General features: G+C 58.3%; 22 protein-coding genes, 3 tRNA genes and 2 pseudogenes. 11 read left to right on the top strand and 16 right to left on the bottom strand.

The features are described from left to right. Nucleotides 1-26: 26 nt before the first annotated feature. Nucleotides 27-230, top strand: a pseudogene (locus EAO39_RS15385) (alpha/beta hydrolase); the annotation flags it as partial. 520 nt (nt 231-750) lie between these two features. On the opposite strand, the gene EAO39_RS15390 reads toward EAO39_RS15385, so the two are convergent. Next, on the bottom strand, nt 751-1,476 hold the full coding sequence (locus tag EAO39_RS15390) for a hypothetical protein (protein WP_240467027.1): 726 nt from the start codon (nt 1,474-1,476) through the stop codon (nt 751-753). Nucleotides 1,477-1,517: 41 nt separating this feature from the next. Between EAO39_RS15390 and EAO39_RS15400 the strand changes: the two are divergent. Next, nucleotides 1,518-1,736: pseudogene (locus EAO39_RS15400) on the top strand (IS3 family transposase); the annotation flags it as partial. A gap of 54 nt (nt 1,737-1,790) precedes the next feature. On the opposite strand, the gene EAO39_RS23015 reads toward EAO39_RS15400, so the two are convergent. The 11 genes from EAO39_RS23015 to EAO39_RS15460 form a co-directional block, all read right to left on the bottom strand. After that, nucleotides 1,791-3,221: a tyrosine-type recombinase/integrase gene (locus EAO39_RS23015; protein ID WP_120968936.1), complete on the bottom strand. Its 1,431-nt coding sequence runs from the start codon at nt 3,219-3,221 to the stop codon at nt 1,791-1,793. Between the two features lie 983 nt (nt 3,222-4,204). Further along, nucleotides 4,205-4,280, bottom strand: a tRNA-His gene (locus EAO39_RS15415). Nucleotides 4,281-4,426: 146 nt separating this feature from the next. Beyond that, nucleotides 4,427-4,502: transfer RNA gene (locus EAO39_RS15420), tRNA-His, on the bottom strand. Nucleotides 4,503-4,574: 72 nt separating this feature from the next. Continuing rightward, the gene (locus EAO39_RS15425) at nt 4,575-6,470 is read right to left on the bottom strand and encodes a SurA N-terminal domain-containing protein (RefSeq protein WP_120968942.1); all 1,896 of its coding nucleotides are present in this window, start codon (nt 6,468-6,470) and stop codon (nt 4,575-4,577) included. A gap of 374 nt (nt 6,471-6,844) precedes the next feature. Further along, nucleotides 6,845-6,920: transfer RNA gene (locus tag EAO39_RS15430), tRNA-Val, on the bottom strand. A 16-nt stretch (nt 6,921-6,936) separates the two neighbouring features. After that, the gene (locus EAO39_RS15435; protein WP_162989649.1) at nt 6,937-7,236 is read right to left on the bottom strand and encodes an HU family DNA-binding protein; all 300 of its coding nucleotides are present in this window, start codon (nt 7,234-7,236) and stop codon (nt 6,937-6,939) included. A gap of 393 nt (nt 7,237-7,629) precedes the next feature. After that, nucleotides 7,630-8,199, bottom strand: a complete 570-nt coding sequence (pgsA, locus tag EAO39_RS15440) for a CDP-diacylglycerol--glycerol-3-phosphate 3-phosphatidyltransferase (RefSeq protein WP_120971174.1) — start codon at nt 8,197-8,199, stop codon at nt 7,630-7,632. Between the two features lie 76 nt (nt 8,200-8,275). Next, a complete protein-coding gene (gene uvrC / locus EAO39_RS15445) occupies nt 8,276-10,228 on the bottom strand; it encodes an excinuclease ABC subunit UvrC (RefSeq protein WP_120968945.1) in 1,953 nt (650 codons plus the stop codon). Between the two features lie 195 nt (nt 10,229-10,423). Beyond that, complete coding sequence (locus tag EAO39_RS15450; RefSeq protein ID WP_120968948.1) at nt 10,424-11,410, bottom strand: tripartite tricarboxylate transporter substrate binding protein; 987 nt, start codon at nt 11,408-11,410, stop codon at nt 10,424-10,426. Between the two features lie 81 nt (nt 11,411-11,491). Beyond that, the gene (locus EAO39_RS15455) at nt 11,492-12,472 is read right to left on the bottom strand and encodes a hydroxymethylglutaryl-CoA lyase (protein WP_120968951.1); all 981 of its coding nucleotides are present in this window, start codon (nt 12,470-12,472) and stop codon (nt 11,492-11,494) included. Then, complete coding sequence (locus tag EAO39_RS15460; RefSeq protein WP_120968954.1) at nt 12,469-13,701, bottom strand: CoA transferase; 1,233 nt, start codon at nt 13,699-13,701, stop codon at nt 12,469-12,471. The genes EAO39_RS15455 and EAO39_RS15460 overlap by 4 nt, the downstream gene beginning before the upstream one ends. A gap of 150 nt (nt 13,702-13,851) precedes the next feature. Here EAO39_RS15460 and EAO39_RS15465 point away from each other — a divergent pair, with 150 nt between their 5' ends. The 4 genes from EAO39_RS15465 to EAO39_RS15480 all read left to right on the top strand — a co-directional run bounded on the left by EAO39_RS15465 (nt 13,852) and on the right by EAO39_RS15480 (nt 16,925). Beyond that, entirely contained in the window at nt 13,852-14,766 is a 915-nt protein-coding gene (locus EAO39_RS15465; RefSeq protein ID WP_120968957.1) for a LysR family transcriptional regulator, read from the top strand. Nucleotides 14,767-14,770: 4 nt separating this feature from the next. Further along, entirely contained in the window at nt 14,771-15,904 is a 1,134-nt protein-coding gene (gene earP, locus EAO39_RS15470) for an elongation factor P maturation arginine rhamnosyltransferase EarP (RefSeq protein ID WP_120968960.1), read from the top strand. 177 nt (nt 15,905-16,081) lie between these two features. Next, complete coding sequence (gene efp, locus EAO39_RS15475; RefSeq protein WP_120968963.1) at nt 16,082-16,636, top strand: elongation factor P; 555 nt, start codon at nt 16,082-16,084, stop codon at nt 16,634-16,636. 16 nt (nt 16,637-16,652) lie between these two features. After that, nucleotides 16,653-16,925 (top strand): hypothetical protein, encoded by a 273-nt coding sequence (locus EAO39_RS15480; RefSeq protein WP_120968966.1) that lies wholly within the window; start codon nt 16,653-16,655, stop codon nt 16,923-16,925. Here the strand turns inward: EAO39_RS15480 and rimO are convergent. Then, complete coding sequence (rimO, locus tag EAO39_RS15485) at nt 16,913-18,310, bottom strand: 30S ribosomal protein S12 methylthiotransferase RimO (RefSeq protein WP_120968968.1); 1,398 nt, start codon at nt 18,308-18,310, stop codon at nt 16,913-16,915. The two genes, EAO39_RS15480 and rimO, sit on opposite strands and share 13 nt — an antisense overlap. Before the next feature lie 53 nt (nt 18,311-18,363). Here rimO and EAO39_RS22700 point away from each other — a divergent pair, with 53 nt between their 5' ends. Continuing rightward, on the top strand, nt 18,364-18,576 hold the full coding sequence (locus tag EAO39_RS22700; RefSeq protein ID WP_162989589.1) for a hypothetical protein: 213 nt from the start codon (nt 18,364-18,366) through the stop codon (nt 18,574-18,576). Here the strand turns inward: EAO39_RS22700 and EAO39_RS15490 are convergent. Beyond that, complete coding sequence (locus tag EAO39_RS15490) at nt 18,573-19,337, bottom strand: SDR family oxidoreductase (RefSeq protein WP_120968971.1); 765 nt, start codon at nt 19,335-19,337, stop codon at nt 18,573-18,575. The two genes, EAO39_RS22700 and EAO39_RS15490, sit on opposite strands and share 4 nt — an antisense overlap. A gap of 235 nt (nt 19,338-19,572) precedes the next feature. Beyond that, on the bottom strand, nt 19,573-20,109 hold the full coding sequence (gene phaR / locus EAO39_RS15495) for a polyhydroxyalkanoate synthesis repressor PhaR (protein ID WP_120968974.1): 537 nt from the start codon (nt 20,107-20,109) through the stop codon (nt 19,573-19,575). A gap of 235 nt (nt 20,110-20,344) precedes the next feature. On the opposite strand from phaR, the gene EAO39_RS15500 reads away from it, so the two are divergent. Then, the gene (locus tag EAO39_RS15500) at nt 20,345-20,821 is read left to right on the top strand and encodes a hypothetical protein (protein WP_240467028.1); all 477 of its coding nucleotides are present in this window, start codon (nt 20,345-20,347) and stop codon (nt 20,819-20,821) included. Nucleotides 20,822-20,879: 58 nt separating this feature from the next. Here EAO39_RS15500 and murB read toward each other — a convergent pair whose 3' ends face one another. Further along, nucleotides 20,880-21,977 (bottom strand): UDP-N-acetylmuramate dehydrogenase, encoded by a 1,098-nt coding sequence (gene murB / locus EAO39_RS15505; RefSeq protein WP_120968980.1) that lies wholly within the window; start codon nt 21,975-21,977, stop codon nt 20,880-20,882. 104 nt (nt 21,978-22,081) lie between these two features. Here murB and EAO39_RS15510 point away from each other — a divergent pair, with 104 nt between their 5' ends. Genes EAO39_RS15510 through EAO39_RS15520 form a run of 3 tightly spaced genes read left to right on the top strand, consistent with a single transcriptional unit; the run spans nt 22,082 to nt 24,262 of the window. Continuing rightward, complete coding sequence (locus EAO39_RS15510) at nt 22,082-22,567, top strand: YajQ family cyclic di-GMP-binding protein (RefSeq protein ID WP_120968983.1); 486 nt, start codon at nt 22,082-22,084, stop codon at nt 22,565-22,567. 18 nt (nt 22,568-22,585) lie between these two features. Further along, a complete protein-coding gene (locus tag EAO39_RS15515; protein ID WP_120968986.1) occupies nt 22,586-23,245 on the top strand; it encodes a retropepsin-like aspartic protease in 660 nt (219 codons plus the stop codon). 3 nt (nt 23,246-23,248) lie between these two features. Further along, nucleotides 23,249-24,262: an HD domain-containing phosphohydrolase gene (locus tag EAO39_RS15520; protein ID WP_240467029.1), complete on the top strand. Its 1,014-nt coding sequence runs from the start codon at nt 23,249-23,251 to the stop codon at nt 24,260-24,262. Nucleotides 24,263-24,272 lie beyond the last annotated feature (10 nt).

Genomic DNA, 24,272 nt, shown 5'->3' on the forward strand with positions numbered 1-24,272 from the left:
GGCCTGCAAGCTGTCTAGAAAACTCTGGTCGATTCACAGTGAGCCGAAATGATCCACTCGCCAGCTTTGACAGCGTGAACAAGATGGCCAGTGATTGGGGCGCACGCGTAGTCGACCTTGGGAATGTCGGACACCTCAACCCTGCATCAGGTTATGGCGCCTGGCCAAAAGCTCACGAGCTAATTGCTCAATTAAAAGAGGATTGCATGTCGCAGGCGCTGGGTACATGACTAGCGATTTCGCCAAAAAGCACTGTAACCCGTGACGCCGATATCTGAAATTGACGCTCTTAAGCATGCTCCATGCCTAGAGCGTTGCCCAAAGCAGAGCGTCACTTTCTGCAACTATATTCTGCTCTGAGTCGGCATCGCCAGCTCGCAATCCGTGAGAGCTGTATCTGATCTGCGTGAAGCTATGACTTTTATCGCTCTGTGCGAGAGATCTGCTTAATGACCGGACTTGGCAGCGCAGCGGTCACTCGGGCTGAGAAAATCCCAATGACCGGTAAAGTTGGTTCCGGTCATCGGCCCAGCAAAACGGGATGACGGCATTCAGCCTGAAGCAGCCCCCAAGAACCTGCTTCGACTTTGCATCGGTAACTGCTGGTTGCACGTCGACCTATCGGTCACGGTAGTCATCGACTTAGTCCGTCAACAACTTAGCTCACAATGAAGCGGCCAACGCGTGACATGGCGCTAAAAACACTGCGCCACGGGCTTGCTGCAACTCACCAAACTCACCCTTCTGTGTCTAGACATTGTGGCTGCTGCAAGCGCCGTTGGTGATGGTCTCATGGCGTTCATGACCCATGATGGGCAGAGTGTTCGCCCTGTAAGGATTTCTCAACCACGGCCTTGTCAATTGCTTGAGCAGGCCGTTCTTACAGATGAGGTCTTCGGGCTTTATGTAATCAGCCAGCAAGGCGCTGAGCAACTCTTCGGGAATATCGTGTTTTACGGATGCCACGGTGCTTACGGTTTTGTATACCGAAGTCTGCGGGCTATGAGCCGTTTGCGCAAAATTCTGAACACCCTCTCGCTCCCCCAGGTACGCTTCATTCCCCAAAATCCACATAAAACAGCACATTAGCCTGCTTATGAGCCAGAAATGCAGAAATTTGTGCTTGCGCTCCACCTTCGTGATTTTTTTGAAGAAATCTACGAATAATGCTTTCTCAAGGCAGCAAAAAGTTGCTGATTCAGCCAAGCCTAAGTGGTTCGGCAAGAAGAAATTTCCTTGATAAGGTGCTCTATGAATAACAACGACTCTCTGGTGAATGACCGTTTGCTCAAAGTGAAAGACGTCCAAGAAATTTTGCAGCTCAGCCGCTCTGCAGTCTATGCAGCCATCCGTGCAGGCCTCTTGCCCAAGCCCATCAAAATCGGAAAATCTGCCCGCTGGAAAGCTTCGGTGATCGCCGGCATGGTCGAAAAGCTCGGCATGTAGTCGAGGAACCTCACAATCGCAGCCTGCCATCGGCAGGCTGCTTTTTTATGGGCTAAAAATGATCTCAGGATTCGCTGAGCCGTGCTGGCGAATTCTGGGACAACTCGGCAATGGAAAGCTTCTTCAGTAGCCTGAAAACGGAGCGCACGGCTCGCAAGATCTACCGCTCGCGCAAGCAAGCGAGGTCAGATGTGTTCGATTACATCGAGCGGTTCTACAACCCGACGCGTCGGCACTCGACGCTTGGGTACATCAGTCCGATAGAGTTCGAGGAAGCTCGAGAAGCTTAGGCTGGTGTCGACGAAACCGGCAGCAGCCCAGCAGAGTGTTTTTTTGATGGCTGCTCATTTACCAGTGGCCAGAATATCTTCAATTCTTGTCCCCAGCTTGAGCCAGGCTTCAGCCTTCTCTTCCGTGTACTCGTGATGCAGGTAATGGCGGCGCACCTTGGAGCCCTCCAATACATGGTTTTGGCAACGATCGATGGTGTCTAACTTGATGCCCATACCCTGCATCATCGTTGCACCTGTACGACGTAAGTCGTGAAATGTCCAGTTGCCACTGCGTCCTTTGGAAAGCACAAGCGTGTTGTCATGCCGTCGACCTTTCAAGGGCTTGCGATCCATAAACATGGATTGGCGATCACCAATTTGTTTTGAAAAGGACTTGATGCAAACATGTCCACGCTGACTCGCTGCAGAACTGTTCAAAGCAGGAAAACACCACTCTGTGTGTCCTGTGCGCTGATAAAGTAGCTGGAACTGTTTGGTAACAAAGGGCGAAAGGTGGACAAGCTGAGCTTGTCTCTTTTTTCTCTGTCCCTTCACGTTCTCCGCAAGAATCAACCAGGTGTTGGCCTCTAAATCGACATCCTCCCAGCGTGTCATCAAAAGCTCCCCAATTCGGCATAGAGTGCCAAGCGCAATCCAAATAGCAATCTGCGTTTCCTGCTTTAGGGGGCGCGGATGATTGAGCTTTTCACCCTCCTTAGCTGACTCATAAGACTGCGTACCATGTTGCAGCAGTTGGCTTAATTCGAAAATTTCTTCGGCACTCAATACTCGGCTGCGCTCGTCTCGATGATCGGGCGGGGTGATGCTATCTTCAGAGACGAGATCTGCGGGGTTTCCTTCCAGCAATAGCGCTCGCCAAGGTTTGCGTTTCTCACCCCATTTCAAAGATTGCTTGATGCACTGGAGCATGACTTGTGCCTTGCGCACAGTTCCAGCGGCAACCACAGGCTGTAATAGCTCTCTAATATGAGCTTCTGTAAGGCCGCGAAGTTCAAGAGTTCCTAGACTTGGTTTGATGTATTCGGTGTAGTTGCGAGCTAGCTCTTTATTCCCATCGGCGCGGTTGACTCCTTGCTTCAGCCAAGTCTCAAATAGATCATCGACGGTATAGCGTTCGCTGCGCTCCTGTTCGGCCTGGGCCAGCGATTGCGCTATGAGCCTTTGCTTCTCCAGCTTTTCGGACTCCTTGACTGCAGTTGGATTCAAGCCTTCTGCGACTTGCTGTTTAGCGATGTCTCGGTTGCGGCGAACCTCGGCAAGATCATTGGCGGGCCATGTTCCGCATTGGTGCCAACAGACCTTGCCTTGAGAGCGATACGCATATTTGAAGCGTACAGAGGCCTTCCCCTCTTTGCTGATGCGAACCTCACCAGACAGTCCGCCGCCATCGCTCAAGGTATCACCTTTCCATGTCTCTGGGATAGCTAGCAACTCCCGAATTGTCCAGCGCTGGCCTTCGCCTGCTCTAGGGTATCTCGTCATGCGTTAGCCCTGAGGGGTAAACAAAGGGGTAAACAAAATTTTGGCACCACGCAGACAATTGTGGACTATTGCGCACAAACACGGAAATTTAAGATGTTGTATTTAAACAAGTTATTTGTATTTTATCGTCCCCACCAAAACATCTGAGTGCTAGTTAATTTTAATAATAACTGCTTTGGGAGCAGAGGGTAATGAGTTCGAATCCCGCCGCTCCGAGCAAACGACAAGGCCTTGGATTGAAAAATCCAAGGCCTTTTGTCCGTCTGAACATCACATCAAACCCAGATGTATCGATGCAATTCAATGCAGCATCTCCTGTTGATCACGATCCAGACAGTTGCGAGCACCGGCCACTTTCATAACGCTCTTCACAATGCTCAGCTTGCCGTTTTCGCCTATCCGTGCGTGCAGCTTTGCCACCAAACGACATTCTTCACCTCTTTAGCTTACCGGCTGTGCAGGCTCCGGCGGCAGCTTGATTGGCGGCGTGCTCAGCGGCGGATCAATAGGAATAGGCCTCGTTGGCTTGGCTGGAGTGTCAGGCTGATCAGGACTGGGAACTGGTGGGATATTCGGCGCATCAGGTGATGCAGGGAAATCAAGACGCATACACGACCTCCTTTGAACACCATGTTCGCAGCACGCGAACAGAATGAGGTAAGCAAGCGCGTTATTGAACAAGTGCTGGTAACCGTGCCGCAAGAAAATAGCCAGCCCGCAATCAGAAAACAAGCTTCGATACTCGGCCAGAGTCTGCATTGCCATTGCAACAACACAAGGTCATGCCATATTGCCTTGCAAGCGCAAGCCTACAGGCCATGACCATTCTGCCCCACATTGTTTTTCCAGCACCTAAGCTGGCACTGAAGATCAACGTCGGATTGCAGCAATGGCTGCATTGCATGAATCAAGAATCCAATCGACAAATCTGAATCAAAAACAAAAAAGCCTGACTTCGCTAAAAGTCAGGCTTTTTATAAAACTGGGGTGGCTGATGGGGCTCGAACCCACGACAACAGGAATCACAATCCTGGACTCTACCAACTGAGCTACAGCCACCGTAGAAGCGTCTATTCTACTTCAGAAAATTTACCTTCTTGAAAAGCAAGGAACAATTTTCGTCATTCTCTACATTTTTCAAATCAACGCTTGAAGCACCAACTTGAAAAATAAAAGCGCCTCATTTTCATGGGGCACTTTAAATTTGGGGTGGCTGATGGGGCTCGAACCCACGACAACAGGAATCACAATCCTGGACTCTACCAACTGAGCTACAGCCACCGTAGAAGCATCTATTGTACTTCAGAAAAAAGGCCGGAAATCAAAAACTGGCCTTATTTTCTCTTCACGCAATCAAGGGCGAGGCGCCTTGATCTGCACCTTGAATTCCTTCTTCAGGAATTCGTAGTAGGCCATTACCTCCGCCATGGAAGACCACTGCGAGAACTGCGCTTTCTGCTGCTCCAGCAGCTGAGGCTCGGCCGTCGGGCGTTCGACAATACGATTGACCTTGACTACCGCATAACCATCACTACCCAGGTCAACACCTTCCCATGCAGGCAAGGCATTGGTGGGTGCACGCAGTGCGGCATCCAGCACTTCACGCGGCAGATTCTGAGGCTGATCGCGACCCACAACCACAGCGGCTGCCAGCTGGGCCGACTCGGGCTTTGTCCTCCATTCAGCCAGCTTGGCCTTGCCCTCTTCCTTGGCCAGCTCGGCAGCCTTTTGCGCCACAAACAATTGCTTGAGCTTGTCGGTCACTTCAGCCATGGGCAAAGTGCGTGCAGCCGAGTACTTGACCACGCGGCCAGCCACCAAGGAGTTGGAACCCAGCTCCACTGCATCCGTGTTGCGCTTGTTTTCCAGCGAGTCTGTAGAGAACAAAGCCTCCAGGAAACGCGCATTGCTCAGCGGGCCTTGAGCACCGACGGCAGGCTTGCGCGTCACATGGTCAGCCTTTTGAATCGTCAGCTTGAACTTGTCAGCCACTGGCTGCAGGCTATCGGATTGCTCGTACACCGCATTGGAGAAAGCGTCGGCGATTTCAGCAAACTTGCGCTGCGCCTGCTGCTGCTTGAGTTCAGCTTCCAGCTTGGGACGCATTTCCTCGAACGAAGCGACCTTGGGTGCCTTGATGCCGGTCAGCTCGATGATGTGGTAGCCGAAATCCGACTCGATCACATCGCTGATCTCACCTTGCTTCATGCCGTAGACGGCCTCTTCAAAAGGCTTGACCATGGCACCTCGGCCAAAGTAACCGAGGTCACCGCCGTTGGCAGCAGAGCCTGGATCTTGCGAGTTGGCCTTGGCCAACTCGGCAAAGCTCTTTGGATTGGCACGCAGCTTGGCCAGCAACTCTTCGGCCTTGGCCTTGGCTTTTTCGCGCTCTCCAGCAGGGGCATCCTTGGCAGCATTGATCAAGATATGGCTGGCACGGCGCTCTTCAGGCCCGGCCATGCGCTGCGCATTTTCCTTGTAATAGGTGCGCAGATCGTCTTCGCTCAAAGTGATGCCAGCTTGCACGGAGGCCAAATCCAGCTGCACATATTCAACCGAAGCCTCTTCGGCTTGCTGAAACTGGCTGGTATGGGCATCGTAGTAAGCCTTGAGATCAGCCTCGCTGACCTGAACCTTGCTCGCAAATGCCGCGGCATCAAAACGCGCCACCTGAACATCACGGCGCTGATATAGCGCATCCATGGCTTGCTTGAGTTGGGAATCGGTGGCAAACGCAGTACCCGAGACACCGCCAAGCACTCGATTGAGTGCCAGCTCCTGGCGCAGATTGGCTTCAAAGCCTTCGGGCGTCATGCCTTGCGCGCCAAGCAAAGCCTTGTAGGCTTCTGCATCCAGCGTGCCATCCGGTTTCTTGAGTCCAGCGATGGCAGGAATTTCCTGCAAGGTGCGCACAAGCTCGGCATCTGTCGTCGCCAGATGCTGCTTGGTCACCGCCGCTTGCAACACACGATCACGCACCAACTTTTCCAATGTGGCGTAGCGCGCTTCGGGCGAATCAAGCAGCTTGGCATCCATGGAAGGATTTTGCGCGCGCAGTCGATCGCTTTCGATTCGGTGTGCGTTATCCCAATCTTGCTGGGTAATCTCATGGCCATCCACCCGTGCCACAGCCTGGCTCGATTCGGTGAAATAGCTCTGGTCGACCCCGACAAAAATGAAAGAGGGAATGATCAGCAAGAACAACAAGATCATTACGAACTTGGAATGCTTGCGGATGGATTCGAACATGGTCTATCTTTCTGCGGCAGCAAAAACAAAGGCGAACTTTCGTTCGCCTTGAATTCAGTGGTGAAGCCAGTGGAACAACCCGGAAAACGCCACAGACCGGGTCTCTACAGATGGCACTAGACATCACATCAGGGCACTACAGAAAACACCATCCAACCTCCACCACAGGGTTAGGCTAAGCTGGGCATTCTACCTGCGCGCTCTTCAAATGCTGCCAGGAGATAGCACATGCCCGCAGAAAATGTGGCTGGCAGGGTCAGCAGATTTTCTGCGGAGCCTCATTGCCGGCGCCTTGCGTGAAAGCAAGGACTTGCTCGATGAAGCAAAAATAAAAAAAGCACTTGAAATCATTCAAGTGCTTTTTTTATTTTCTTTGGTGGGTCCTGACGGTCTCGAACCGCCGACCTACTCCGTGTAAAGGAGCCGCTCTACCAACTGAGCTAAGGACCCAACCTGAAACTTTGTGTCAGTTCAAAGCGTCTTTCAATGCCTTGCCCGGACGGAATTTTGGTACTTTCGCAGCCTTGATCTTGATGCTCTCGCCAGTGCGGGGATTGCGACCGGTACGAGCTGCACGCTTGCCAACAGCAAATGTGCCAAAACCAACGAGTGATACTGTACCACCTTTTTTCAGTGTTTTCTTCACTGCGTCGATTGTGGAATCCAATGCACGCGCTGCGGCAGCCTTGGAAATATCGGCGTTGTTAGCGATGTGTTCAATCAATTCGGTTTTATTCACAAGATGCCTCTCGAGAAATACGTGAATGAAATGCCTCTGTGGCGGCAAGTTCTTCGTCGAACATTTCAGTTCAAACGGCGGATGAGAAATCTAGCGTATTTGCTGCGACTTCGCACCTAGAAATTGCTCTGCTTTGGGTGACCCGAAATTGACATCTTCATGCCTATCCGCGCTGCGCTTCACAGTGACTGAGCTAGATTCTATGCGGTTTTCCGGGCGATTTTGCCTTGCGCGCAGGTTTTTTCTGATTTCACTTCGGCGACATCCTGGATTGACAAGGCCTGGCAGGCAGACAACGGATCTTTCAGCTGGGCAAAGCACCCGCATCGTGCAGGCATGCGCGAGACGCAATCAGGCATCGACATGGCAAAAAAAGCGCTTGATGTACAAGCGCTTTGAGCATTTCGACCCCAGACCGCATCACTGCGAGATACGCGCCCGAATTTCAGGCAGCGCTTTTTGCAGGTAGTAGATCATGGACCAGACCGTGAGCACGGCGGAAACCCAGATCAGCACCTGACCCCAGACACCGGTATCCACGCGACCGAACAGCACGCCGTCATAAAGCAAAAACGGGATGGCCACCATCTGCGACATGGTCTTGAGCTTGCCAAGCATGTGCACGGCCACGCTCTTGCCGGCACCGATGTGGGCCATCCATTCACGCAAGGCCGAGATAGCGATCTCGCGGCCGATGATGATGAGGGCCACAAAAACGTCTGTGCGCTGCAGATGCACCAGCACCAGCAGCGCGGCGCAAACCAGAAACTTGTCGGCAACCGGGTCCAGAAAGGCGCCGAAGGCCGAAGTCTGATTGAGCTTACGGGCCAGATAGCCGTCCAGCCAATCGGTGGCGGCAAACACCATGAACATCACGGTGGCGATGAGGTTGCGAGTGCCCTGTTCCAGCGGCAAATAAAACACCCCGACGATGAGCGGAATCGCCACAATCCGCGTGCAAGTCATCAAGGTAGGGATGGTCATCAACATGGGCGTCATTGTGGCATGACGCACTGCAGCCTGGCTGATTTAAAAATGACGTCGCGCCTGCGCATTCATAAAACACTCAGTGCAAAGCACGATAGATATCGTCGGCCAGCGCCGCCGAAATACCTTCCACCGTCATCAGCTCATCCACGCTGGCCTCCGCCACACCGCGCACGCCGCCAAAGCGCTGCAGCAAGCGGGCTCGCTTCTTGGGACCGACGCCAGGAATCTCTTCCAGTTGCCCGCCACCCACCCGCACCTTGGCACGCGCTGCGCGCATGCCGGTAATGGCAAAGCGGTGGGCCTCATCGCGAATCTGGGCCACCAGCATCAGCGCTGCGGAGTCGTGACCCAGGTAGACCTTCTCGCGCCCATCGGCAAACACCAGCTCTTCCAGCCCCACCTTGCGGCCCTCACCTTTTTCCACACCCACGATGCGAGACAGATCCAGCCCCAGTTCGGTAAACACCTCGCGCGCCATGCTGACCTGGCCTTTGCCGCCATCGACCAGCACAAGATCGGGCAGATGCGGCTGTTTGCCGGTCAGCTCCACACCGCCGGCTTCACGCTGGGCATCGGCCACGGGCTTGTAGCGCCGCGTCAGCACCTGGCGCATGGCCGCATAGTCGTCGCCGCCGGTAATGCCCTCGATATTGAAGCGACGGTACTCGCTGCTTTGCATTTTGTGGTGATGGAACACCACGCAGGAGGCCTTGGTGTTCTCGCCACTGGTGTGGGAGATATCGAAACACTCAATGGTCAGCTCATCGAGATTGTCCACCGGCAGATCCAGCGCCTGAGCCAGTGCACGCGTGCGCGCCTGCTGCGAGCCTTCCTCGGCCAGCAGACGGGCCATCTGAATATCTGCATTGGTTTGCGCCATTTCCAGCCAGATGCGGCGCTGCTCGCGCGGCTGCTGCACCACGGTGATACGCACGCCGGTTTGTTCAATCAGCAGCTCGATGAGTTTTTTATCCACCGGATGGCTGACGACCAGCGTGGGCGGCACGACCACATCCACATAGTGCTGGGCAATAAAGGCATCGAGCACCAGCTCTTCCATCGGCCGGGCCTGGGCTGCGGCATCAATCTCCTGCTCGCTGAAATAGACGGCCGCAGCCTCACCCAGATTGGCCGGAAAATACGGTCTGTCGCCCAGGTGGCGACCGCCGCGCACCATGGCCAGGTTCACACAGGCGCGACCGCCCTGCACCTTGACGGCCAGAATGTCCACGTCCTTGTCATCGACCGTCTCTATCGCCTGCTGGTGCAAGACGCGCGACAGCGCAGTGATCTGGTTGCGCACTTCGGCCGCCAGCTCGTACTCCATTTTTTCGGCATGTTCCATCATGCGTGCTTCGAGCTGCTGCATCAGCTCCTTGGTTTCGCCGCGCAGCATGGCTTCGGCATTGCGCACATCCAGCGCATAGGCCTCGGGCGAAATCAGATCGACGCAAGGCCCGGTACAGCGCTTGATCTGATAGAGCAGACAGGGGCGTGATCGGTTGGCAAACACCGTGTCTTCGCAGGTGCGCAGGCGAAACACTTTTTGCAGCAGCTGCATGCTTTCCTTGACGGCCCAGGCGCTGGGGTAAGGACCAAAGTAGCGGTGCTTCTTATCCACGGCACCGCGGTAATAGGCCATGCGCGGAAATTCCTGGAACGCCGCCTCGCCCTGCTTGCCGTCGCGCTGGGCCACGCCGGTGATCTTGAGGTAGGGATAGCTTTTATCGTCCCGAAACAAGATGTTGTACTTGGGGTGCAGCGTCTTGATGAGGTTGTTTTCCAGCAGCAAGGCCTCGGCCTCGGAGCGCACCACCGTGGTTTCCAACCGAACGATCTTGCTGACCATATGGCCTATGCGGGTGCCGCCATGGTCTTTCTGAAAATAGCTGGAGACACGGCGCTTGAGATTGATGGCCTTGCCCACATAGAGCAGCACATCGGCCGCATCGAAATAGCGGTACACGCCCGGTAGCGGTGGCAGCGCTGCCACCAGGGCCAGCAGTTCATCGGAATGCGTTGAAGACATAGCAGCTATTTTCATGCGCTTTGACGCGAGAGCCGAGCACAGGCCTCCTGCGTGCAGCACACAGACCGTCAATCACTATGTATTTAGTAGCTGCATGCGCCTACACCCAAAGGGCTACAAGTAGTTTTGATACAAAAAAGGCCTGGAACGGGTCCAGACCTTGGCTTGCAGCGCTTGTTTGGCGCAGAGATAGCCTTACTCGGCTTCAATCTTGGAGGACTTCACCACCTGCGCCCAGCTTGCGTACTCGGTCTTGACCATGCTGCCCAGCTGCTGCGGGTTCAGATAATCGGCCGTCGCGCCCTGCTCTTCAGCTTTTTTCTTGAAGGCAGGATCTTCCACCACCTTCTTCAAATCGGCTGTCAGCTTGTCAAGCACCGGCTGGGGCGTGGCCTTGGGGGCAAACACGGCAAACCAGGAAGTGGCATTCACACCGGCATAGCCGGCTTCGGCCGTGGTGGGCACGGTGGGCAGACTGGGCAGGCGTTGCTTGCCCGTCACCGCCAGCACGCGCAATCTGCCGTTTTGCACATGGGGCATGAAGGGCGGCGCCGTGCCAAAGGTCAGATCCACCTGACCGCCCAGCAAATCCTGCAGCGCAGGCCCCGTGCCCTTGTAGGGAACGTGCACCATCTTCACACCGGCCTGCTGCTCCAGCATGGCGCCCGTCACATGCTGCAGCGAGCCATTGCCGGATGAAGCGTAATTGAGCTTGCCCGGATGCGCCTTGGCATAGGCGATCAGCTCGGCCAGATTCTTGACCGGCAGCTCGGCGCGCACCACGATGATTTGCGGTGCGCTGAGCACATTGCCCACCGGCGCAAAGTCCGACTGCTCCCAGCTCTTGGTCTTGGCCAGGTGGGGAGAAATCACATGAAAGCCCGAGTACTGCATCAGCAAGGTGTAGCCATCGGCATCGGCCCGCTTGGCCAGATTGGCGGCAATCGCGCCGTTGCCGCCACCTTTGTTGTCCACCACCACGGATTGACCCAGCACCGGCGCCAGAGCCTGGGCCGCCATGCGGCCGGCCAGATCCGTCGTGCCGCCCGCCGCCGCGGGAACAATCATGGTGATGGTCTTGTTGGGATAACTGCCTTGAGCCATGGCCTGGCCGCCGGTCAGACCGAAAGCGGCCGCGCTTGCGGCCAGCAGCAGATGCATGCGTTGACGTTGAATGTTCATTTTGTCTCCTGGTTGTGGTGGGGCAGATGACTGCACTCCTCCCCCGAGGAACGCAGTCATGGGTTTTCTTAAAAGCGTGCCTCAGGCTTTGGCCAGGGCTCTTTGCTTAATCTCGGCAAAGTCGGCGGGCGGTTGGTGCAGATCCCAGCACGTACCGGCCTTGACGATCTGGCTGGGCGTCTCATGCCCGATCAAGGCCGGCAAGGCGCGCGCTGCGCTCAGCACCCGGGCCAGGTCCACGCCGCTGTCATAGCCCATGAGCTGCAGGGCATGCACGATTTCCTCCGTGCAGGCATTGCCAGACGCACCGGGCGCATAAGGGCAGCCGCCCAGCCCGCCCATCGAGGCATCAAAACGATCCGCTCCTGCATCAATGGACGCCAGCACATTGGCCAGCGCCATGCCGCGGGTATTGTGAAAGTGCAGCGTGAGGCCCAGCGCCGACCAGCGCGACTTGAAGGCCTTGACCATCTCATGCACCTGGCTTGGGTAGGCCATGCCCGTGGTGTCGCACAGGGTGATGCCCTGCACGCCCAGATCGGCAAAGCGCTGCACCCAGGCCAGCACCTCGACCTGCGGCACATCGCCCTCCATGGGGCAGCCAAAGCAGCAGGACAGCGACACATTGACGGGCGTGGTCGCCTGCTGCGCCGTGGCAATGACTTGCTTGAGCGCCTCAAACGACTGGCTGCGCTGCATGCGCAGATTGCACAAATTGTGGGTCTCGCTAACCGACATCACCAGGTTCAGCTCATCGGTGTGGGCCTCAATCGCCCGCTCGGCGCCGCGCACATTGGGCACCAGCGCCGTATAGACGGTGCCAGGGCGGCGCGCTATCTCGCGCATCACAATTTCCCCATCGCGCAGCGCAGGAATGGCTTTGGGCGAGACAAAAGCCGTGACTTCGATCTTGGACAAGCCTGCTTGAGACAGGGCATTGACCAGGGCGATCTTGTCCTCGGTGGGCACAAACGCCTGCTCCATCTGCAAGCCATCGCGCATGCCGACTTCGTTCATGAAGATGCGGCGGCCCGCGCCATGCCATACATTGGGGCCGTTCATTGGATGATTCCCCTGGCACGCAGCTGGGCGATCTGCTCGGCCGTCAGGCCCACTTCGGCCAGCACGGCATCGGTATCGTCACCCACATGCGGAGCGCTGCTGCGCACGGTACCGGGCGTGAGCGAGAGCTTGGGCACGATGCCCGGCACCTCCACCTCAAAACCATCGCGGGTGCGCTGATTCAAAATCATGTCGCGGGCACGGTAGTGCGGGTCTTCAGCAATGTCCTTGGCCGTGTACACCTTGCCTGCGGGCACGCGGGCCCGGCCCAGCTCATCCATCACGGCCTGCACGCTGCGCACCTTGGCCCAGTCGCCAATGGCGGCATCGATCTCGACCACGCGCTTGACGCGGCCTGCGTTATCAGCCAGATCGGGGGCCTCCGCCAGATCCTGGCGACCAATCGCCGTCATCAGCCGCTTGAAGATGGAATCGCCATTGCCGGCCACCAGCACCCAGCCGTCCTGGCAGGCGTAGGCGTTCGACGGCGCAATGCCCGGCAGCGCGCTGCCGGCGGCTTCGCGCACCGCACCAAAAGCGCTGTACTCGGGCAGCAGGCTTTCCATCACGTTGAAGACGGCTTCATGCAAAGCCACATCAATCACCTGGCCAGCTCCGCCCTGCACCTTTCGGTGGTACAAGGCCATCATCACGCCGATGACGCCATGCAACGCCGCCAACGTGTCGCCGATCGACACTCCGACCCGCACGGGCACGCGGCCGGGCTCGGCCGTCAAGTGGCGCAAGCCGCCCATGGCCTCGCCGATCACGCCAAAGCCGGGCAGATCGCGGTAAGGGCCGGTCTGGCCGTAACCGGAGATGCGCAGAATCACCAAGCCGGGGTTGATGGCATGCAGTTCCTGGGGCGACATGCCCCAGCCTTCCAGCGTACCGGGGCGAAAGTTCTCCACCAGCACATCGGCTTCGGCAATCAGGCGCCGGGCCACGTCCTGCGCTTCCTTCTGACGCAGATCCAGTGCTACGGAGCGCTTGTTGCGCGACTGCACCTGCCACCAGACGGAAGTGCCTTCCTTGATCAGACGCCAGTTGCGCAGCGGGTCGCCCGCGCCAGGGGCTTCGATCTTGACCACGTCGGCGCCGAACTCCCCCAGTGTCTTGCCGCAAAACGGGCCAGCAATCAGCTGTCCCATTTCCACCACTTTCACGCCCTCCAGGGCGCGCGCCGTGGCCGTCTGCGTGGCGGGATCCTTGATGTAGCTTGCGTTCATCCTTGTCTCTCTGTATTTGGTCTGCGCTTGATTGCCGGCGGAAGTCCGGAAACCGTTTTGCCGCATGGTGCACGGGGCTAAAGAATCGGCAAAGCGCTGATACGCGAAGCTGCCATCGCATTTGGGCATAGCTGGGATAATGACGGGCACATGAAACTGGACCCGATCAGCCTGCGCCTGTTTGTCGCCGTGATGGAAGAAAACGCCATCGCCCGCGCCGCCGCACGCGAACACATTGCCCCATCGGCGGCCAGCCGCCGCCTGGCCGAGCTGGAGGCCCAGTTGCAGGTGGAGCTGTTCACCCGCAGCAACCGGGGCAGCAGCCCCACGGCCGCGGCTTTTGCACTCTTGAACATGGCGCGCGGCGTGCTCAACGAGATGGATGGAATTGCGCTGCAGATGAAGGACTATGCGCAGGACGGCGGCAAAGGCCTGCGCGGCCATGTGCGGGTGATGGCCAATATCTCCAGCATCACCCAGTTTCTGCCCGCTCAGCTGCAAAGTTTTTTGAGCCAGTACCCGCTGGTCGATGTACGCCTGCAAGAGCGCGTGAGCACCGACATTGCCCGCGCCGTGGAAGACAACGAGGCCGATATCGGCCTGCTCAACAACGGCAGCTACGGCAGCAAAATCCGCCTCAGGCCGTATCGACGCGACCGGCTGACCGTGGTGGTGCCGCTGGCTCATGCACTGGCGCGCAAGCGCCGTTTGCGCCTGGCCCAGGTGATAGAACATGACCTGATAGGCATGCACGCAGACAGCGCCCTCAACCATTTGATCACCCGCGCGGCCGCAGATCAGGGCCTGCAGCCACGCCTTCGCATGAAAGTGACGGGCTATGACGCGCTGTGCCTGATGGTCGCCTCCGGCCTGGGCATAGGCATCCTGCCCGAAGGCAGTGCCCGCCTCTATACCGGCACGCTGCCGCTGCGCTGCATCGTGCTCGATGAGCCCTGGGCCGAGCGCCAACTCATGCTGTGCCTGCGCTCGCAAGATGCGCTCTCGCCCGTGGCCCAATTGCTGGTAGAGCATCTGTGCCTGCCACAAGACGCACCAACTCTTTGAATCTATGCTGGACTTTTTACCTCTCACCGCCACCACGGCGACGCATCAACATCCGCGCCTGACCTGGGATATTTTTTGCCAGGTGATAGACAACTTCGGCGACGTGGGCGTGTGCTGGCGCACGGCCGCCGAACTGGTGCAGCGCGGCCAGAGCGTGCGCCTGTGGATGGACGATGCCTCGGCCCTGCAATGGATGGCGCCCCAGCCCTACCCCCAGGGCTTGAGCGTGCATGGCTGGCCCACGCTGCGCGAACAGATTCCCGCGGACATCGGCGATGTGGTGATCGAGGCCTTTGGCTGCGAAATACCGCCGGTGATGCTTGAGGCCATCGCACAAAGCCATGCCAAGCCCCGCACCGGCAGCAAGCCCCCCGTCTGGATCAATCTGGAATACCTGTCGGCCGAAGACTATGTGAAGCGCTGCCATTGCCTGCCCTCGCGCATCATGTCCGGCCCCGCTGCGGGCCTGACGCGCTGGTTCTTCTACCCGGGCTTCACGCCCGCCACCGGCTCCGTAGTGCGCGAGCAAAACCTGGGTACGCGCCAGAAAGACTTTGCCGCCCGGCGCAGCCAGTGGCGCGCAGCCCATGGTGTTCAAGGCCATGACTGCGCTGTTTCGCTGTTTTGCTATGAACCGGCGGCCCTGCCCCAGTTGCTGGATCAGCTTGGCTCCGCCTCGGCGCTCAGCCCTCAATTGCTGGTCACTCCGGGCCGCGCTGCGGCTGCCGTGCAGGCTTTGCCGCAGGCCGAGCCACTCAAGCCCCGCTATCTGCAGCCCTGCCCGCAGCCGCAGTTTGATGAGATGCTCTGGGCCTGCGATCTGAACCTGGTGCGCGGCGAGGATTCGCTGGTACGCGCGCTGTGGGCGGGCCAGCCCATGATCTGGCACATCTACCCCCAGCACGACAACGCCCATCACGACAAGCTCGATGCCTTCCTCGACTGGCTGAAGGCTCCGCCCAGCCTGCGGGCGTTTCATCACGCCTGGAACGATATGACCTCGCCGCAAACATTGCCTTTGCTCACGCCCGAAATGCTGCGTGAATGGCAAGCCTGCGTGCAGGCAGCTAGAGAAAGTTTGGCCACACAAAGCGACTTGATTGCACAGATTCAAGCCTTTAGTGCCGAAAAAAGATAAAATCTACGTTTTGCCTCTTTGAGAGTTTCGCCAGCAGGCGATCCAGCTCTTGGGAGCGCACCCCGCCGCGGACCACGCGGCAGGCCCCGCCGCCGCATCTTTGACCGTTGCTCCTTGCAACCATTGCGAACAGCTTGCCTGCCGTGTAGAGCGGCTCCAACCTGTCATAAGCAAGCCATGAAAATCGCTCAAGAAATCCGCGCCGGCAACGTGATCATGTTCGACAAGAACCCCATGATCGTTCTGAAGACCGAATACGCCCGTGGCGGCCGTGGCGCTGCCACCGTGCGCATGAAGCTCAAGAGCCTGATCGGCAACTTCGGCACAGAAAACGTGTTCAAGGCCGACGACAAGATCGACAACGTGATTCTGGAAAAGAAGGAGTGCACCTACTCCTACTTCGCCGACCCCATGTATGTGTGGATGGATGAAGAGTTCAACCAGTACGAAGTCGAAGCCGAAAACATGGCTGACGCTCTGAACTACCTGGAAGACGGCATGACTGCTGAAGTCGTGTTCTATGACGGCAAGGCCATCTCCTGCGAACTGCCCACCACCATCGTGCGCGAAATCACCTGGACCGAGCCAGCTGTGAAGGGCGACACTTCCGGCAAGGTGCTCAAGCCCGCCAAGATCGCTACCGGTTTTGAAGTCGCTGTGCCCCTGTTCGTGGCCCAGGAAGACAAGATCGAAATCGACACCCGCACCGGCGAATACCGCAAGCGCGTGTAATGCGGCTGCAGTCCTCGTGACTGCTTCGCATGCAAAAAAGCTTCCTGTCATCAGGAAGCTTTTTTTATGGGCGCTCAGCAAAGAGCGGCAGTTCGCCAAGGTTTGCAAGTCACGCCGACTGCTGCATCTGCAAATAAAAAATGAGCTACTAGCGCTTGATTTGTATGAAGTTCAAAGGCAAAACCCTCTGAAATTCAAACACATCCAGCGCAAGCAGCTCACTTTATACCGGCCGTCTTGCCATCAAAAGCAACAGGCGGCAAGCCGCCTGCAAGATCAGATGGGTTGACCCACCAGATCGTGGCCTTGCGTACGCACGATGCGCACGGTGATCAGATCACCGACCTTGTAGGTCTTGCTGGCTTTTTCTGGCGGCAGCAGGTGTACCACGCCATCGATCTCAGGCGCATCGGCATAGGTGCGGGCGATACCGCCTTTTTTGCCCATGCTGATGGACTTGTCGACCAACACCTTCATGACCTGGCCCACGCGGCGCTGCAGGCGCTGGGTGGAAACTTCCTCGGCCACTTGCATGAAGCGGGCGCGGCGGGCCTCACGCACTTCTTCGGGCAGCATGCCGGGCAGCTCATTGGCGGTGGCGCCTTCCACGGGGCTATAGGCAAAGCAGCCGGCGCGGTCGATTTCGGCTTCACGGATGAAGTTCAGCAGATGCTCGAATTCTTCTTCGGTCTCGCCGGGGAAACCGGCGATGAAGGTGGAACGAATCACCAGCTCGGGGCAGACCTTGCGCCATTCGCGGATGCGATCCAGGTTCTTCTCGCCGGATGCGGGACGCTTCATGCGCTTGAGGACATCAGGATGGCTGTGCTGCAGCGGCACGTCCAGATACGGCAGGATTTTGCCCTCGGCCATCAGCGGCAGGATGTTGTCCACCGTGGGATAGGGGTAGACATAGTGCAGACGCACCCAGGCGCCGTGTTGCGCAGCCAGCTTGCCCAGCTCTTCGGTCAGCTCCAGCATGCGGGTCTTGACGGGCTTGCCATCCCAGAAACCGGTGCGGTACTTCACGTCCACGCCATAGGCAGAAGTATCCTGGCTGATGACCAGCAGCTCCTTGACGCCGCCTTCAAACAGCGCCTTGGCTTCCTTGATCACATCGCCAATCGGGCGCGAGACCAGATCGCCGCGCATGGAAGGGATGATGCAGAAGGTGCAGCGGTGGTTGCAACCTTCCGAAATTTTCAGATACGCATAGTGCTTGGGCGTGAGCTTGATGCCGGCCTCGCCAAAGGCGCCGGGGATCAGGTCTACAAACGGGTCATGTGGCTTGGGCAGGTGGGCATGCACGGCATCCATCACCTCTTGCGTGGCATGAGGGCCGGTCACGGCCAGCACGCTGGGGTGCACTTCGGCAACCATATTGCCGCCATCCTTGCCGGCCTTGGCGCCCAGGCAACCGGTCACGATCACCTTGCCATTGGCTGCCAGTGCCTCGCCAATGGTGTCCAGGCTTTCCCTGACGGCATCGTCGATGAAGCCACAGGTGTTGACGATGACCAGATCCGCACCTTCAAAGGTCTTGGAGGTCTGGTAACCCTCGGCGCTGAGCTGGGTCAGGATCAACTCGGAATCGGTCAAGGCCTTGGGGCAACCCAGGGACACAAAGCCGACCTTGGGGGCCGCTTGTGCAGAAATGTTTTGTTCGCTGGTCATCGGGGTATTCATTCAGAGTGAGGCTCAGTCCGCACCATCCACATGAGACCCATATGAATTCGCGTACCGGCCCATCCATGGCCAGCGAGCCGACATTAACCCTATATTTTACTGCCGCCCATGCAAACCATGTGCCAACGCGGCTTTGTACCCTCGACAGCACCTGCTCCGAGCGCTTACCTCAGGCCAAAGACAAGGCTGAAAAAAGCCCCACCGGCTTGACCGATGGGGCTTGTGGCTTGCCAAGGCGTGACGACAGCCGTTAAAGACCCATGCCCAAAATGGAATTGTCTGCACGCAGCTCGCTGCCGCTGATCACGCTGGATTCATCCGATGCCAGAAACAGCACCAGCTGGGCAAGGCGCTCTGGCATATAGGCCCGGCCGCCGCGGTTGTGCGCCGCATCGTGCAATACCATCTCCTTGCTCACGCCCTTGGGCAAAGAGGCTTGCATCATGGGGGTGTAGATGCCATCGGGGTGAATGGAGTTCACACGGATGGCATAGCCTTGCTTGCGGCAGTTGAGCGCTGCGGCGCGCGTGAGCGCTGCCACCGCCGCCTTGCTGGCGCTATAGCCTGCGTATTGCTCCACCGGCAGCCAGGATGACACCGAAGCCATGTTAATAATGGAGCCGCCTTTTTCCTTCATAGCCGCCATGCCTTGCTGGCAGCCTATGAACACGGATTCGGTGTTGATCTGCAGCAGCCGGCGGAAATCGGCCAGGCGACCGCTTTCCATGTCGCCTGCCAGCAAGATGCCAGCGTTATTCACCAGCACATTGAGCACACCAAAGCGCTGCTGCACGGCGGCGATCACGCCAGTCCAGTCCTCTTCGCTGCTCACGTCATGGCGCACAAACATGGCGCGCTCGCCCAGTTCGGCGGCCAGTTGCTGGCCTGCTGCCTCGTTGATATCGCTAAATGCCACTTTGGCACCTTCGGCCAGCAGCAGCTTGACCACTTCCAGACCCACGCCACTGGCACCGCCCGTCACCAACGCCACCTTGTTCTGAACCCGTCCTGTCATCTGTCTCCTCCTTGTTATGTCGCCATTTCAAAACCACCAGATCCAGGTTTCTCCCAGACCCTGCCTCGCCCGCCGTCACCCGCCATCGGGTGATGCGTGCCGGACGGCAGAAGTGCGAAACCATTGTTGGATTCGGTAAAACTGTTTGCATCGTCAAACAGGACTAAGGGCAGACGAGGCACAGCCATAAAAAAAGCGGACCCGAAAGTCCGCCTGATTGAAACAAAAACTGCTCTCAACGTTTGAGACCCAGCACACCCAGCATTTGCTCGGTCTGCTTTTGCATTTGCTCCTGCATCTGGGAGAGCATGCTTTGCGACTGCTCCATATAGCTGCTCATCATGTTCTGCATCATGGGCGGCTGCATGCCCATGAACTGCTTCCAGGCCTCGGGCGAGGCACTGTGAGACTGCTCGGACAGCTTGTTCTGAAAATCCGTAAAAAGCTGCACGTTCTTTTCGATATACGTGCCCATATAGCCCTGCATGGTATGGCCGTAGAAGCGAATGATGTTGGCCAGCATGGCTTCGGAGAACATGGGCGTTCCGCCGGCCTCTTCCTCGAGAATGATCTGCAGCAGGATGGAGCGGGTCAGATCCTCGCCCGTTTTGGCATCTTTGATCACCACCTGCTCGCGATCCATGACCAGTTGCTTGACTTCGGCCAGGGTAATGTAAGACGAGGTGTCCGTGTCATACAGACGGCGATTGGGATATTTCTTGATAACGCGTTGTGCGCTTTGTGGGGCTGCGCCCTGGTGTTGCTCTTGCATCGCAAGCTCCTCCTCTGTTGTGGGCATGGTCCATCTCTTTTGCACTGCAACAGATTTTAGGCAGACCCTGCCCCACCGCGCCAAGCGCTAACCCTGACTTGAGTGCGGCGCAGGTGCATTCCACGAAGCCAGACATCTTGCATATGGCAACACAAACAAAAGCGAGTCTTGCAAAAATGTCAGCTTCAGCGTTTAAAGTGGTTCCGTTGTTTGACGAAAGGTTCAACAGATGAACATGCAAAAGACAGGCTCGGCACTTCTGACCACCGCTTTGATGGTGGCCGCAGGCTTTACCGCGACCGCTCATGCACAAGAAGGCGCAGCCACTCCAGCCCCTGCCGCTGCTGCGGCACAGGAGCCAGCAGCGCCCGCCCCTTCCAACGTGGATGCAGCCGCAGCCAGCGCCGCACTGCTCAAGCGCTTGCAAGCGATTGTTGCGGCCGCCGACGGCAAGAGCAAACTGGCAGCCAACAATTTCACCGAGGAATTCCTCAAGCAATCGCCCATGGACGCCGTGCAAAAAGCACTGGCATCTCTGCACACCGGCATGGGCAGCTGCAAGACCGTGGCCCGCATGCAAAGCGGCAACCCGCTGGCCACAGGCGTTCTGCTGGACTGCGCCAAGGGCTACGCGCCGCTGGAGTTGGCCGTGGAAGCCAAAGCACCCTACCGCGTCACCGCCATGATGCTGCGCCCGCCTTTCTGGAAATAAGCGCCATCCTTTACCCAAAAAGGGCCGGGAGCATTCGCTTCCGGCCCTTTTTCCCATATCAGATCACTACCGGTTCCGGCTCCAGGCGGATACCAAAGCGTTCATACACACTGGTTTGAATCGCACCGGCCAGCGTCATCACCTCGCCGCCGGTCACGCTGGCATCGACACTGTGGCGATCACCCCGATTGACCAGCACCAGGGCTTGCCGGTCGTAAACGCCGGCGCGCCCCAGGGTCTTGCCCTTCCAGCCGCAGGCGTCGATCAGCCAACCAGCCGCGAGCTTGATGGAGCCATCATCCATGGGGTAGTGGACGATCTTGGGCTCGCGCGCAATGATGTCCGCACACTGCTCGGGCGTCACCGTGGGGTTCTTGAAGAAGCTGCCGGCATTGCCTATCACCTCGGGATCGGGCAGCTTGGCGCGGCGGATTTCGCAGACCCAGTCAAAAATCTGCTGCGCCGTGGGGTTCTCTATGCCTTTTTCAGCCTGCTTGCGCTGCAGATCAAGATAGCCCAGATCGGCTTGCCAGTCCTTGGGCAAGACCAGGCGCACACGGGTGATGACGGCGCGCCCCTTGAGACCGAGGCCCCGCGGAATGGCGCTGGCACTGGCCACCGGCCAGTACTTGGGCTGGGCAGGCGCATGCTTGAACACCGAGTCACGATAACCAAATGCACATTGGGCTGCATTGAGGCTGAAGCTCTCGCCCGTAGCCAGATCCACCGCATCCAGGGAATCGAAACGATCCTGCAGCTCCATGCCATAGGCACCGATGTTCTGCACCGGCGCCGCACCCACGGTGCCGGGAATCAGCGCCATGTTCTCCAGCCCCGTATAGCCCTGAGCCAGCGTCCAGGCCACCATGTTGTGCCAGCTCTCGCCGGCACCAATCTCCACCACCCAGTGTCTGTCGGTCTCACGCAGCAAGCGCATGCCCATGATTTCCATCTTGAGCACCACGGGAGCCACGTCGCCCGTCAACACCACGTTGCTGCCGCCGCCCAGCACGAACACGGGCTGGCGACCCCAGAGCGGATCGACCAGGAACTGGCGCACATCCTCTTCGCTTCGGATGCGCACCAGCGTTTCAGCACGCGCAGCAATGCCAAAGGTGTTGCAATGCTGCAGGGGAACATTTTTCTCGACTAACATCCATGCAATTGTCGCACTGCGCCTGTGCTGCTGCTGGGAACACTCCCCCATCCCCGCCGAGCGCACTGCGGCTTGTCTCTGAACTGATAGATAGGAAAAGTCTCATGCCTTCTTTTGACACCGTGTGCGAAGCCGATTTCGTCGAAGTCAAGAACGCCGTCGATAACGCCACCAAGGAAATTGGCACCCGTTTTGACTTCAAGGGCACTTCGGCTGCTGTGGAACTCAAGGACAAGGAAATCACCATGTATGGCGATGCCGAGTTCCAGCTGCAGCAAGTGGAAGAACTGCTGCGCAACAAGCTGACCAAGCGCAATGTGGACGTGCGCTTCCTGGACATCCAGAAGGCCCAGAAGATTGGCGGCGACAAGGTCAAGCAAGTCATCAAGGTCAAGAACGGCATTGAATCCGATCTGGCCAAGCAGCTGCAAAAGCTGATGAAGGAAAGCAAGCTCAAGGTGCAGGCCGCCATTCAGGAAGACAAGGTGCGCATTACCGGCGCCAAGCGCGACGACCTGCAGGCGGCCATGGCGCTGATCCGCAAGGACTTGGCCGACCACCCTCTGTCGTTCAACAACTTCCGCGACTAAGCCTCAGGCCCTCACCCCATGCACGCCTTCGCCCGCAAGCTCGGTATTTGGGCTGTTTCGGCCCTATCCCTGACCGCCGCCGGCGCGGGCTGGGCCCAGTCCGTGGCCCTGACAGGCGTGCTGGGCAGCAAGGCCTTGCTGGTCATTGATGGCGGCGTACCCAAGGCCGTGGCCAGCAATGACAGTCACCAGGGCGTGCGCGTGCTGCAGGTGGGGGCAGACTCGGTCGTGGTCGAGATCAAAGGCCAGCGCCAGACCATACGCCTGGGCGAGGCCCCCGTCAGCGTGGGCAGCCGCGGCAATGGCGTCTCTGGCTCTCGTATCGTGCTCATGGCCGATGCCAGAGGTCACTTCATCGATCGCGGCCAGATCAACGGCAAGAGCATGCAATATATGGTGGACACCGGTGCCAGCACCGTGGCCATAGGCCGGGCCGATGCCGAGCGCATGGGCCTGCCCTATCTGCAAGGCACACCGGTCATGATGCGCACCGCCAACGGCACGGCCCAGGGCTGGAAGCTGATATTGGACAGCGTGCGTGTGGGTGATGTGGAGGTGCGCGGGCTGGAAGCCATCGTCGCCTCCCAGTCCATGCCCTATGTGCTGCTGGGCAACAACCTGCTGGCGCATTTTCAGATGACCCGGCAAGGCACGGAAATGATTCTGGTCAAGCGCTAAGCCGTGAGCCACTCCAGCACTCCCATTCAAGACAACGATCCTTACGAGGACCTGCTGGGTCTGTGGTCCGACCTGGAAGCCGCCCTGTCGGTGCTGCTGTCCGGGCCGCTGCAGATCAGCGATTTCCCGGGCAAGCTGCATCAACTCGATCTGTGGCTGCAGGATCTGATCACCCAAAATTCGGACGCAGCCCTGTATCTGATGTTCCAGCGCGCCGCCTCATCCACCGTGGGCTATAGCGCCTCGCACGCTCTGGTGTGTGCCAGCCTGTGCGATGTGCTGGCGCGCGAGCTGCGGCTGGAAGAATCCGAGCGCAGAGTGCTGGTGCGGGCCGCACTGACCATGAATATCGGCATGAATGCGCTGCAAGACCAGTTGGCCGAGCAGCGCGAACCGCTGAGCAGCCATCAGAGCGAGGCCGTCAAACGCCATGCGCAGGACAGCCGCGAGCTGCTGCAGCGCCTGATGATCGACGATGCGCTATGGCTGGAGGTGGTGGAGCAGCACCACGCGGCCAAGTCGCCCATGCCGCTGGCCATGCTGTCGCCGGCACAGCGATTGGTGCGCATCCTGGGCGCCGTGGACCGCTATGCCGCAATGATCAGCCCGCGCAAGACCCGCGCCGGACGCTCGGCCACCGAATCGCTGCAGATGCTGCAGCAAAACCAGCAGTACGCCGACGAAGTCAAGGCCGCGCTGGTGCGCGTGGTCGGTCTTTACCCGCCAGGCACCTATGTGCAGCTGGCCAATGGCGAAATTGCCGTGGTGCTGCGCCGCGGCACGGCACCGGAACAGCCCGAAGTCGCCAGCGTCATCGACCAGAGCGGCCACAGCCTCTTCCCCCCCGTGCTGCACCAGCCGGGCCGCAGCCCGCTGCTGGTATCAGCCCTGGCACGCTCGGCCCTGAGCCTGGAGCTGGACCCGCGCGCCATGGCCCAGCTGGGCATGCACTGCGCCATGCACAACCAGGCGCTTTACCGCATGGTGCAGGTTCCGGGCACGCAGCGCCTTGCCTGACTGAGATATC

It is taken from the genome of Comamonas sp. lk, from assembly GCF_900564145.1.
Lineage (GTDB): Bacteria > Pseudomonadota > Gammaproteobacteria > Burkholderiales > Burkholderiaceae_C > Comamonas.